Here is a 12282-nt window from a genome sequence, read left to right as displayed (position 1 = left end):
GCGCGGGAAAGGGCGCCAAGTACCTCGAGCACTACCACGAGATGAACCCGGACAACGTGTGGGAAAACTGGGAGTTCTCCAAGGAGCTCACCGACTCCGGCCAGCTGAACCCGTACATGCACACCTCCTTCCGTGACGGCACCAAGGCATCCATCGAGATGGCCGCCGTCGCCAACGGCGCCGGCCTCACGCCGTCGGACTCCGGGCTGACCTTCACCCCCGGCGACGTGGAAGAGATCGCCACCATCTGCCGCCCGGCCGACGTCGGGGGTGCCCTGGCGCACGAGGGAAGCGTGGACGTCATGTCCAGCGTTACCCGCGAGGGTGACTGGATCCCGTTCAACACCCAGGAGGGCGTCTTCGTCGTCGTCAAGGCCACCAATGATTACGTCTCCGGCTGCTTCACCGAATACCCGTGGCACCCGGACCCCACCGGCCAGTACGCAGCCCTGTACCGCCCCTACCACTATGTGGGCCTCGAACTGAACGTCTCCATCGCCAACGCAGCCCTGCGCGGCATCGCAACCGGCTCGCCCGTCGGCTTCTTCGGTGACGTCGTGGCCACCGCCAAGAAGGACCTGTTCGCTGGCGAGTTCCTCGACGGCGAGGGCGGCTTCACCGTCTGGGGCAAGCTCGTCTCGGCCAAGCACTCCGTGGCGATCGGCGCCCTGCCCGTAGCCCTGGCGCACCACGTGGAGCTGCGTGCCGACGTCGCCAAGGGCGCTACCGTCCGCTGGGAAGACGTCATCATGGATGAGTCGCTCTCCCAGGCCCTCGAACTGCGCCGCGAAACTGAGGCGCTGGTCGCCGAAGCTGCGCTGACCTCCTAACCACCTCCATCCCCACCTCCCGCGCCGCGCTGCGAACCCCAACCCTCCCGCACACGGGAACAAGACTCCTTCCAATGAAGAAAGGCATCACATGAAATCGAAGACCCGCGCCCTCACCGGAGTGCTGGCATGCACCCTTGCCGCCTCTGTCCTCGCCGGCTGCGCCTCCGGGGCGCCCGGCGGCGGTGCACCCGTAGCCAAGATCCAGCTGTCCATCCCGGACCCGCTGACCTCCTCGGTGGGTGTCGCTGCCCAGCACTTCGCAGACCAGGTGAAGAAGACCTCCAACGGCTCGGTGGCTGTCACGGTGGTGCCGAACGGAACGAGCTTCAGCGGGGACCAGAACGCGGCCGTCACGAGATTGCAGGGCGGCTCGCTGGACGCGCTGATCCTGTCCACCTCGGTGTACGCGTCCGTGGTGCCCGAGATGAACGCGATCAGTATTCCTTACCTCTTCGATGACACGAAGGAGGAGGCCGCGTTCCTGGCTGGCAAGCCCGGCGACGTCCTGAAGGAAAAGCTCAAGGAGAAGAACACCGTGGCGCTCTCCTTCCTCACCAGGACCGGCCGCCAGATCACCAACTCCGAGCGTCCCATCGAACAGCCGTCGGACCTGAAGGGCCTGAAGATCCGCGTGCCGGGCAACCCCCTGTGGACGGACTTCTTCGGCAAGCTGGGCGCGAGCCCCACCACCATAGCGTTCTCCGAGGTCTTCACCGGCCTGCAGACCGGAACCATCGACGGACAGGAAAACCCGATCGAGGTGCCGTGGACCAACAAGTTCTCGGAAGTCCAGAAGTACGTCTCGCTGACGCATCACATCAATGACGCCTGGGTCCTGGCACTGTCCTCCAAGAAGTGGGACTCTCTGAACGAGGACCAGAAGAAGGTCCTGACCGACGCCTCGGTTGAGACCGCAACCTTCAAGACCGGATACGACACCGAGCAGTCGGAGAAGCAGCTGGCCGAGCTCACCGCCAAGGGCATGAAGGCCAACGAGCCCACCGCCGCCGGCCTCGAGCAGTTCAAGGCTGTTTCCAAGAGCCTTTACCCGGACTTTTCGAAGCTGATCGGCAAGGAGTTCTTCGACCAGGCGATCGCGGCAGCCAAGTAAACCCCGTCGAGGGCCGGAGGCGCACTCCGGCGCCCCGGCCCTCGAACACCATCCCCGCCCTCACCGTCCCGCACTTTGCCTTCCCGCACTTTGCCTCCCCGCCCGCAGCAGCCCGCTCTCAGCATCCCGCTCTCAACGATGACAGTCTGGAAAAACATGGAACACACACTCGCCCCCAAGGAGCTCGAAGAGGTCCTTCCCTCCGACGCGGAAGAGATCCTCCACCACGGGCACGTCCCGCCGCGCTGGAGCGGAGCGGTCTGGCTGGACAAGACCTTGGAATGGACTGTCGGCACGGCCATCCTCGCCGAGCTCGTGGTTATCCTGCTGAACATCATGGTCCGGGTTGTCACCGGGGATTCCGTGCTGTGGACACAGGAAGTCTCAGAAATTGCACTGCTCACCATCGCCTTCATCGGCGGTGCCATCGCCTACCCCAAGGGCGCCCACATGTCCGTCCAGGCGCTGGTGATGCGCCTGCCGGCGAGCTGGAAGCCGTACCTGGCGGCCCTCGTGGACTGCCTTGTCTTCGTCATGAGCGCCGGCTCCCTGGCCCTGTTCATTCCCACCCTGGTCCAGCAGCTCGAGGAAAAGACGCCGATCCTCCAGCTGCCGGTGTTCTGGGTGTCGCTGCCGTTCGCAGTGGGCATGGTGCTCATCGCCTGGTTCGCCGTCCTGAAGCTCTGGCGGCAGCCGCGCCGCGCGGTCCTGATCGCCACCGGCATCACGGCTGTCATGGCCGCTGCCGTCATCTTCGCCCAGCCGCTGTTCTACTACGCCTCGCCCAATGTCCTGCTCGGTGTGGTTCTTGTTGGCCTGTTCGCCCTGCTGTTCCTCGGCCTGCCGATCGCGTTCGTACTTGCCCTGGCGTCGGGCATCTACCTCTACCTGGGCGGCATCTCGGAGGTCACCGCCATCCCGATCGGCATGGCATCAGGCGCCAAGGGCTTCGTGCTGCTGGCCATCCCGTTCTTTATCCTCGCCGGAACCGTCATGAACTCCGCCGGCCTGACGCTGCCGCTTGCCAAGCTGGTGGATGCGCTCATCGGACACCTACGGGGCGGACTGCTCCAGGTGGTCGTCGTTACGATGTACATCTTCTCCGGCATCTCCGGTTCCAAGGTTGCCGACGTCGCCGCTGTGGGCACCACAATGCGCGGCATGCTCGAGGAACGCAAGTACCCCCGCGGCGAAGTGGTGGCGGTGCTTTCCGCCTCGGCCATCATGGGTGAAACCATTCCGCCGAGCATCGTCCTGCTCATCCTGGGCTCCATCACCACCATCTCCACCACCACGCTGTTCCTGGCCGGATTCGTTCCCGCCGCGTTCCTGGCCCTCGTGGTCATGGGGCTCGTCTTCTTCCGTGCCCGCAAGCAGGGTGGCGTGTCCAGCCCGAAGGCCACCTGGCGTGCACGCGGCTCCGCCACCTTCTTCGCCATCCCCACGCTCCTGCTTCCGGTCGGCATGGTGGTGGGCATCCTCAGCGGCTTCGCCACCCCCACCGAGGTGTCCTCGGTGGCTGTCGCCTACGCCTTCATCCTTGCCAGGGCATACCGTCGCGGCAGCAAGCGGCTGCTCGGCGATACCCTGCGGGAAACAACGACGACGGCGGGCATGGTCCTGTTCATCATCGCGGCCGCCTCACCCCTCGCGCAGACGCTGGCGCTCGCCGGTGTGTCCCAGCAGATCCACGACCTCATGTCCGGCCTCGGCGACTCGCCCGTCCTCTTCATGCTGTTCACCGTTGTGCTGCTGGTCATCATGGGCCAGCTGCTTGAAGGCCTGCCGGCCGTGCTGATCTTCGCGCCGCTGCTGCTGCCGATCGCCACCGACTTCGGTGTGAACCCGGTGCAGTACGCCATGGTCCTGATCATCGCCATGGGCATCGGTTCGTTCGCGCCGCCGGCCGGCGTCGGCTTCTATGTCGCCTGCGCAACGGGCCACGAAACCGTGGAAAAGAGCCTCAAGCATTTCTGGCCGTACCTCATCGCGGTGTTCATCGGGTTGCTGGTGCTTGCCGCCGTTCCGTGGTTCAGCACCTTCCTGCCCGCCGTGGCCGGCCTGATCCCCTTCTAAAGCAGATGAGCACAGTGACAGACACGCAAAACCAGATGATGCCCGGGGTTCCAATGTCGGTGGCCCTGCTGGGCACCGGCCCCATGGGCGCCCCGATCGCCAGGAACATCCTTGCCACCGGCGTTCCCCTCACGCTCTGGAACCGCACCGCGGAAAAAGCCAGGGCTATCGGCGGGGGACGGGTGGCCGGCACTCCAGCGGAGGCTGCCGCCGGCGTCGTCCTCACCGTCCTGCCGGACCTGCCGCAGGTGGCCAGCCTGCTGCCCGGCGAGGACGGACTGCTGGCCGGATGGAAGGCTGCCGGCATCGAGGAACCGGTCCTGGTCATTCACGGAACAGTGTCCCCGGTGGCCGTGGCCCGGTTCGCAGAGGACTGCCGGAGCCGGTACGGGGTGACGGTGGTGGACGCGCCGCTGAGCGGCGGAACCATCGGGGCCGAGGAGGGCCGGCTCAGCGCCATGGCCGGAGGGCCGCGCGACACCGTCCAGCGCCTCCTGCCGCTCTTCGAGCTCTACAGTTCCACGGTCGTCTGGTTCGGCGAGGCCGGCGCAGGATCAACGGCCAAGGCCTGCAACCAGATCGTCGTGTCCGCCACCGTCACGGCCCTGGCCGAGGCGATGGCCGTTGCCACTGCCACCGGCCTTGACCTTGGGAAGGTGCAGTCCATCCTGGCCGGCGGCCTGGCGAACTCGGAGGTTCTCCGGCAGAAGGGCCAGCGCTGGATCGACGGGGACTTCGAAGGCGGCGGCTCCGCGAAAAACCAGCTGAAGGACCTGAACTTCATCGCCGAGATCGCCAAGGACAGCGGGCTGGCGCTTCCGCTCTCCGCCAGCGTCCGCGGCGCCTTCGAGCTCATGGTCGCGGCGGGCGACGGCGACCTGGACCACACCGGGATTTACCGGACGGTCCTGGGGCAGTCGGGCTAAGCCACCTCACGGGCGTCGTGCTCCGAGGTGCTCAAGCAGCGCGTCGAGGATGGGCAGCTGGCCCTTGACCAGCTTGATGCGTGCCTCGGATTCGGTGATCCACTCGGCGCGGTCAATCTCGGGGAAGTCCTGGACCGTTCCCGACCCCTTGGGCCACTCCAGCGGAAAGGTGTTGCTCAGGATCTTCTCGGGTTTGAAGGCGGACTCGGCCGTGAATGCCGTGACGAGCTTGCCCGAGGGCTGCCGGAAGGTGCCCAGCAGCACGTAGTCGGCGGACGGAGCAGGGACTCCCATCTCCTCGGCAAACTCACGTTGCGCCGCCGCCAGCGGATCCTCTTCTTCGAGGTACTCGCCCTTGGGGATGGACCAGGCGCGGTCATCCTTGCGCTCCCAGAAGGGTCCGCCCATGTGGGCGATCCACACTTCCACTTCCGTCCCGTTATTCTGCCGATACAGCAGAAGGCCTGCACTCCTGACCGCCATGTTGCCCTCCTGCCCCAAGGCTACTCCGGGGACACACGCAGTGACCGGCGGCCGCCGCGTCCGGCGGGCAGAGTGGCCGCCACGGACCCGCTGGCCCGCCGGGGCCTCCTGCGCATGGCCGACTTAGCCGGCTTATGACGACGACTGAGCGAGCTTGCGAAGCCAGCGGCCTGCCTTCATCACGGCGGCCACGTGGAGCTCCGGGGTGAGGACCACCAGGTCCGCCTTCCGGCGGGCTTCGATGCGGCCGACGTCGGACAGCCCCAGCATGTCGGCCGGATTCTGGCTGGCTGCGCGGACGGCGTCGGCGAGCGGGATGCCGGCGTCGTGGACGGCGTGCCGTACCGCCGCGTCCAGCGTGAGGATGCTGCCGGCGATGGTGCCGTCACTGACCAGGCGGGCCTCACCATTGGACACCCGGACGTCCAGCCCGCCCAGCTGGTACCTGCCTTCCTGCGCGCAGGCCGCCGCCATGGCGTCGGTGACGAAGACTGCGCGTGCCGGGCTGGCGGCAATGAAGCGGACCAGCGACGGATGGAGGTGGACGCCGTCGGCTATCACCTCGGCAAACACGGCGGGGTCCTCCAGCAGCGCCAGCGCTGGGCCGGGCTCCCGGTGGTGCAGCTGCCGCATCGCGTTGAACACGTGGGTCCCGGCGGTGGCTCCGGCGTCGATCGCCTCACGGGCCAGGTCGTAGCCGGCACCCGTGTGTCCAATGGCAGCGACAGCACCGTAGCCGGTGATCTGCCGGATGGCGGCCAGGCCCCCTGCCAGTTCAGGCGCGATGGTCACCATCCGGACGGTGCCCCGTCCGGCCAGCATCAGCCGGTCGATGGCCGCCGGTTCCGGCGCGAGCAGAAGGTCCCCCGCATGGGCACCCCGGTGGTCGGGGCTGAGCCACGGGCCCTCCAGATGGATCCCGGCCAGCACCCCTTCCTCCACCAGGGCCGCCAGCGCGGCCACCGCCTTCTCAAGCTCCGGGAGCGGGGCGGTGACCAGGCTGGCCATCAGCGTGGTGGTGCCATGCATCCGGTGCACCTCGGCGATCCGGACCGCGGCGGCAGCGGGGTCAGCGTCGTTGAAGCTGAAGCCGCCGCCCCCGTGGATATGGGCGTCCACCAAGCCCGGCGCGAGGGTGGCGTCCGGAAACTCGGCGTCGGGTTCACGGGCGGGCAGCCCGGGACCCGCCGCGGTGATCCGGCCGCCGTCGGTTTCCACCCAGCCGGGCTCCAGCACGGCGTCGGGCAGGATGACCCGGGAGGCAGCAAGGAGCGTCGGACTCACCAGGTTTCCGTGATCTTGCGCAGCCCGCGCGGAGCATCCGGGTCCCGGTGCCGGGCTGACGCCATCGCATGGGCCAGCCGCTGCAGGGGCATGATTTCCAGGATCGGTGAGAGCTGCTCGTGGACGGCCGGCAGCGGCACCACGTGGTTCAGCGGGCGGGCAGCACCGGGGTCGCCCACCAGGCAGACGTCCGCGCCCCGTTCGGCCAGGCGGTCCAGCACCGGATGCAGGGCGCGGCCGCCGGCGCCGGGCGAGGCTACGGCGATGACGGGCCGGTCGGCGTCGATCATCGCGAAGGGCCCGTGCAGCAGGTCCGCGCCGGAAAAGGCGTGCGCGGCCAGGTAGGACGTTTCCATCAGTTTCAGTGCCGCCTCCCGTGCGGTGGGGTAGGAAAAGCCGCGGCCCGTCGTGATGATGTGGTTCACGAAGCGGTATCGGTCTGCAACCTCCAGTATCTCCGGCCGGGCAAGGACATCGGCGGCGGAACGCGGCAGGTCCGCCGCTTCGGCGCCGTTCCCCCCGGCCCATGCGTCGATGAGCAGCCACAGCGCCAGCAGCTGGGACGTGTAGCTCTTGGTGGCGGCCACGGCGCGCTCCGGCCCGGCCAGGATGTCCAGGTGGTGCTTGGCGGCTGTGGCAAGCGGCGAGGAGGGGGCGTTGGTGACAGCCACGGTGAGGGCGCCGCCCCGGGCGGCAGCGGCGGTGGAGTCCACGAGGTCAGGGGAGCCGCCGGACTGGCTGACTGCCAGCCACAGCACCCCGTCCATCTTCGGCTTGGCGCCGTACACGGTGAGGCTCGACGGCGACGCCAGCCCGGCGGGCAGCCCCAGCACCGTCTCGATGAGGTACTTCGCGTACAGGGCAGCATGGTCGCTGGTGCCGCGCGCCGCGAGGAGGACGAACTTGATGTCCGCGTTCCGGAGAACGCCGGCCAGGCGGGTGATGGCGGGGCGCCCGTGCTCGAGCTGCCGGGCGAATGCCTCCGGCTGTTCCAGGATTTCGGCGGCCATCAGGGAACCGGGAAGTGGGGTCGTGGCGGTGCTGTTGTTCGGGGCTGTGATGTGCTGGGCGGTCATGGGTCTCCTTGAGGTGCGGATCAGCGGGGTAGAGGGGTAAGGAAGAGGGGATCAGGCGGGGATTTTGGCGGCTGGCCGGAGCGGTGCGCCGGCAAGTTGGCGGGCCAGCTCCACGGCGCCCCAGGCGGGCGCGCGGTCCAGCACGCGGACGTCCGTGAGGCCGCTGGCTACCAGCAATTCGCGCACCCTGGCCGCCAGCGACGGCTGGTTCACCAGCATGCCGCCGGCCAGCAGGACCGGGTCGGCGTCCGGAAGGGAGTCCAGCCTCCGGTTCACGGTCAGGGCAAGTCCGGTGAGGTGTTGCGCGGCGTCCTCGGCGATGGCTGCGCTCGCGGCGTCCGAGGCCGCGAGGTCGAACACTGTTGCCGCCAGCCCGGCCCAGTACCGGCGTTCCGGCCGGCGGTAGAACAGGTCCAGCAGTTCGCCGGGTTCCGTGGCTCCGGTCTGCACCAGCAGCCGGGCAGCCAGCGGCCCGGCTGGCAGGCCGTCGTCGGATTCCTGCAGGGCGTTGCGGACCGCGCTGCGGGCCACCGCGTAGCCGCTGCCTTCGTCGCCGAGCAGGTAGCCCCAGCCGCCGGCCCGGGCCTCCCGGCCGTCGACGGCCTTCGCCCAGGCGGCGGAGCCGGTGCCGGAGATGAGGACCGTGCCTGCGGCGAGGCCGCCGGCCGCGAGAATGATGCGGGTGTCGTGGTGCACGTGGATCCGGGCTCCGGGGAACCGGCGGGCGAGCAGGCCGGTCAGGTGTTCCCGGGCTGCCGGTGTGTCCGCTCCGGCGGCGCCGGCGAACACGGTGTCTATTCCGTGGCCCGCGGGATCGTCGATGCCCAGCCGGGCGGCGAGGCCGTCCAGCGCCGTGGCGGCTTCGTCCGGCCCGACGGAGGCAATGTTCGCGCTGCCCACCGTGCACTCAGTGCCGCTCTGCGCGGGCGGTGCGCCGCCGTCGCCGTCCGCCAGAATCGCGTGCGTCTTGGAGCCGCCAATATCCAAACCAAGGACACGGTCCAGCCCGAGGACGGGCCGCATTACTTGGCCGCCGGCTTGCTGCTGTTGTCAGAGCTGCCGGTGGCTTCCGGCCAGCGTGCACCGTTTTCCCAGTAGTGGCGGATTTCCTCGAGGTTCCGGCCCTTGGTTTCGGGAGCCAGGCGGTGGACGAAGACGAATCCGGCGACCGCCAGCACACCGAACACCGCGAATGCGCCGGCGCCGCCGAGCCGCTGCAGCATGGTCAGGAAGAACGCCGCGACGATCACGTTGGCCACGAGGTCCGAGGTCAGCATGGCGCTGGCGCCCAGGGAGCGCAGCCGGGCGGGGAACGACTCGCCGGCGTATACCCAGACCAGCGCGCCGAAGCCGAAGGTGAAGCCCACGCTGAACAGCAGGACCCCGAGGAAGCCGACCACTGTCAGGATTCCGCCGAAGTCGCGTCCGGCCATGAAGACGCCTACCAGGATGGCGTTGGCCGCGATCATCATGCCGATGCCGCCGAGCAGGATGGGGCGCCGGCCCACCCGGTCCACCAGGGACAGGGAGACGAACACCGCCACCAGTGAGGCGGCCTGGACCAGCGCGGGCAGCAGCAGGAGGGCGGCGTTGCCCGTGAAGCCCATGGCCTCGAAGATCCGGGGGCTGTAATAGACCACGGCGTTGATGCCGGTGATCTGGATGAAGAAGCCGAGGCCGACGACGAACACGGTCGCCTTCAGGTATGGCGAACGGAGCATCTCGCGAAGTCCGCCGCCGCGCTCTTCGCTGATGGCGTGGCGCATCTCCGCCAGTTCGGCGTCGACGTCGGCATCCGGCTCGATCGAACTGAGGGTGCGGCGGGCGTCTTCGGTGCGTCCGCGCATCATGTACCAGCGGGCGGTGTCGGGAAGGCGGAGGGTGACGGCGAGGACCGCGAGGGCCGGGACGGCAGCGAGGCCCAGCATCAGCCGCCAGTTTTCGGTGGAGGACAGGGCGTAGGCGGCCAGGTAGCCGATGATGATGCCGATGACGGTGGCCACCTGGTAAGCCACGAGCAGGGCGCCGCGCACCTTGGGCGGCGCGGACTCCGCCACGAAGACAGGCACCACCACCACGGAAATGCCGATGGTCAGGCCCAGGAGCAGGCGGGCGACGAGCAGCATGGGGACATCAGCGGCGAGGGCGCTGAGCACCGCGAAGGCGGCATAGGCTCCGGCCACGCCCACCATGCAGACCTTGCGGCCCAGTTTGTTGGCGAGCCAGCCGCCGAGGACGGCGCCCAGAACTTCACCGACGACGACGGCGGTGGTCACCAGCTCCTGTTGGCTGGTGGAGAGCTGGAACTCCTTGGTGATGAACAGCAGGGCGCCGGCGATATTCGACAGATCGTAACCGTAGATTATGCCGATGGTGGCGGCAGCGCCGCCAACCAGAAGGCCGAGGCGGGGCGTCTGGCGCAGGTCTTGCAGGAACGACATCTTTGGGTCCTTGAGGGTGGGAAGGGGGAAATGGGTTGGTATGCAGAATTGGTATAAACCAATTTCCATCATTTTGGCCTAGACCAATTTTCGTGTCAATAGGTAGCATCAGATTCATGGAAACCTCTGCGTCCGCCGCCTTGCCTAAGTACTACGTACTCAAGGAGCAGATCCTCACCCTCATCGAGGACGCGGCGCCCGGAACGCTGATCCCCACCGAGCGCGCGCTTGCGGAGCAGTACGGCACGTCCCGCACCACTGTCCGGCAGGCCATCGGTGAGCTGGTGGCAGAGGGCCGGCTCGACCGGACACAGGGCCGGGGGACGTTTGTGGCGCCTCCGAAGGTGACGCACGTCCGCCAGCTCACCTCCTTTTCCGATGACGCCGCGAGCCAGGGCCTCACGGCCGCGGCACGGATCGTGGACGTAAGCGTGCTTCCGGCCGACCCGGCCACGGCGCGGCGCCTGGCGGTGGAAACGGGAACGGACATTCACCGGGTGGAGCGGATCAGGCTGGTGGACGGCGAGCCGCTAGCGCATGAGGTTGCGTTCCTCGCCGGGCCCCTGCCGGACCTGGCGCGAACAGTGGCCGAGCGCGGCTCCCTATACGCTGCCCTCCGCGAGGACTACGGAATCCGGATCGCCGAGGTGGAGGACACCGTGGAGACCAAGCTGGCCGGACCGGCGGAGGTGCAGCTCCTCGACGTCGAGATGGGCGCCCCCATGCTGCTGGTCCACCGACTCGGCTTTACCCCCGACGGGCGGCCCGTGGAGTGGACCGAGTCGGTATTCCGGGGCGACAGGTTCCGGTTCGTGGCGCGGATGCACGTCTGACGGGGCGTTCTCCTGCGGGCGGCACACCGGCCTGTTACGCCCAACTGCGGAAGATGAAGCACTGTTGCGTTGCACGACGGCGGGTGTCGCCAAGCGTTGTGAAGCAAGTTACCCAGTGGTTGGGTAAGTCCATAATCAGCGACGGGGCGGCGCAACGCCCTCCCTGAATCGAGGGGGACATGATCACAGCTTTGGTTCACAGGATCAGGACGCAGTGCAGCGCGGAGCTGAACACCTTCCGCAGCCAGGTGCACGCGCTGGCTCGGCAGGACATCGGTTCGGGCGGCCTGGACGCAGCGGCCACCACCATGGCCCGCAGGCCATGCCTGGCCACCCCCGGAGTTTCCGTGGAGATTGTCGGCTTCACCGGCCCCCGTTCTTCCCGCGGCGGGCCTTCGGTGCGGGTGGCCGTGTCCATGAGCCAGCAGCCCGGCCGGGAGGCTTCCGCCGTCCACTGGGAGGAGGCCCATGCCTGGGCCGGAGCATTGGCCGGCGGGGAATGGCTGGCCGCTGAGTATGTCGGGAGCCAGGAAAGCCCGGGCGGGATGGTCTTTCATTACGCCCTGAAAGACGCGGAGGGCCCCTATGCCGTGCCCGAATATTCGGCCGTGCCGGAGTATTCCGCGGACTATTCGACGGCGTTGTGAGGGTGACCGCGCTGTAGGGCCCGGCTGGAAACAAAAAGGATCCGGCGGGAATGTTTCCGCCGGATCCTTTTGTCTGTCGTGCCGGATTACTCCTTCCCCAGCCCTGCGGCAGAGGTCTTTTCGCCGGTGACTTCGTTCAGCTTGGCCAGGTCGAAGATGCCGTTGATGTCGGCCTGCTTGGTGGTGCCGGCGTCCACGCCGTCCTGCAGCAGCTTCTTGAACGCTCCGGCCAGCGGATCAACCGTGAACACGATGTTCTTCAGCGAACGGTCAATGACGTCCTGCGGGAGCGCCTTGCCGGCAGCTTCCTTCAGCGCGGCGTTCACTTCGGTGGCCTTTTCGGCGGCCGGGGCGTCGTTGAGCCACTTCACGGCCTCGACGTGGCCCTTGAGCAGGGCTTCCACGGTCTGCGGGTGCTCCGCCGCGAACTTCTTGTTCACGATCAGGATGGTGGTGGGGAACTCCCCTGGCTTGCCGGTCAGCGACCCGTCCCACAGGTCCTTCTCATCCACCAGGACCTTCGCGCCGGCCTGGAGCACCAAACGGGAGGCCCACGGCTCGGGCAACCATGC

Annotated in this window: 11 protein-coding genes and 1 pseudogene; 6 read left to right on the top strand and 6 right to left on the bottom strand. The window is 68.0% G+C overall.

What is annotated here, in order from left to right; all coding sequences use genetic code 11:
- From AC1DFE_RS23240 to AC1DFE_RS23225, 4 genes and pseudogenes are all read left to right on the top strand, one after another.
- Positions 1-830: pseudogene (locus AC1DFE_RS23240) on the top strand (flagellar biosynthesis protein FlgA); the annotation flags it as partial.
- A 91-nt stretch (positions 831-921) separates the two neighbouring features.
- The gene (locus AC1DFE_RS23235) at positions 922-1944 is read left to right on the top strand and encodes a DctP family TRAP transporter solute-binding subunit (protein WP_476908200.1); all 1023 of its coding nucleotides are present in this window, start codon (positions 922-924) and stop codon (positions 1942-1944) included.
- A gap of 156 nt (positions 1945-2100) precedes the next feature.
- Positions 2101-4020, top strand: coding sequence for a TRAP transporter large permease (locus AC1DFE_RS23230; RefSeq protein WP_476908199.1), 1920 nt, complete (start codon positions 2101-2103; stop codon positions 4018-4020).
- Positions 4021-4025: 5 nt separating this feature from the next.
- Positions 4026-4946, top strand: coding sequence for an NAD(P)-dependent oxidoreductase (locus AC1DFE_RS23225; RefSeq protein WP_476908198.1), 921 nt, complete (start codon positions 4026-4028; stop codon positions 4944-4946).
- 6 nt (positions 4947-4952) lie between these two features.
- Here the strand turns inward: AC1DFE_RS23225 and AC1DFE_RS23220 are convergent, their stop codons facing one another.
- The 5 genes from AC1DFE_RS23220 to AC1DFE_RS23200 form a co-directional block, all read right to left on the bottom strand.
- Positions 4953-5429, bottom strand: coding sequence for an NUDIX hydrolase (locus AC1DFE_RS23220; RefSeq protein WP_476908197.1), 477 nt, complete (start codon positions 5427-5429; stop codon positions 4953-4955).
- Between the two features lie 132 nt (positions 5430-5561).
- On the bottom strand, positions 5562-6713 hold the full coding sequence (nagA, locus tag AC1DFE_RS23215) for an N-acetylglucosamine-6-phosphate deacetylase (RefSeq protein ID WP_476908196.1): 1152 nt from the start codon (positions 6711-6713) through the stop codon (positions 5562-5564).
- Entirely contained in the window at positions 6710-7789 is a 1080-nt protein-coding gene (locus AC1DFE_RS23210) for an SIS domain-containing protein (RefSeq protein WP_476908195.1), read from the bottom strand. Before AC1DFE_RS23210 ends, nagA begins: the two co-directional genes overlap by 4 nt.
- 51 nt (positions 7790-7840) lie before the next feature.
- Complete coding sequence (locus tag AC1DFE_RS23205) at positions 7841-8812, bottom strand: N-acetylglucosamine kinase (RefSeq protein ID WP_476908194.1); 972 nt, start codon at positions 8810-8812, stop codon at positions 7841-7843.
- Positions 8812-10230 (bottom strand): sugar porter family MFS transporter, encoded by a 1419-nt coding sequence (locus AC1DFE_RS23200; protein WP_476908193.1) that lies wholly within the window; start codon positions 10228-10230, stop codon positions 8812-8814. The genes AC1DFE_RS23205 and AC1DFE_RS23200 overlap by 1 nt, the downstream gene beginning before the upstream one ends.
- 116 nt (positions 10231-10346) lie before the next feature.
- On the opposite strand from AC1DFE_RS23200, the gene AC1DFE_RS23195 reads away from it, so the two are divergent.
- Positions 10347-11063, top strand: coding sequence for a GntR family transcriptional regulator (locus AC1DFE_RS23195; protein ID WP_476908192.1), 717 nt, complete (start codon positions 10347-10349; stop codon positions 11061-11063).
- 179 nt (positions 11064-11242) lie between these two features.
- On the top strand, positions 11243-11710 hold the full coding sequence (locus tag AC1DFE_RS23190) for a hypothetical protein (protein ID WP_476908191.1): 468 nt from the start codon (positions 11243-11245) through the stop codon (positions 11708-11710).
- A gap of 86 nt (positions 11711-11796) precedes the next feature.
- Here the strand turns inward: AC1DFE_RS23190 and AC1DFE_RS23185 are convergent.
- Positions 11797-12282: ABC transporter substrate-binding protein (locus AC1DFE_RS23185; RefSeq protein WP_476908190.1), on the bottom strand; the 486-nt coding region annotated here is incomplete at its 5' end.

It is taken from the genome of Arthrobacter sp. 05T423, from assembly GCF_056396245.1.
This window is presented reverse-complemented; position numbering and strand designations above follow the sequence as displayed.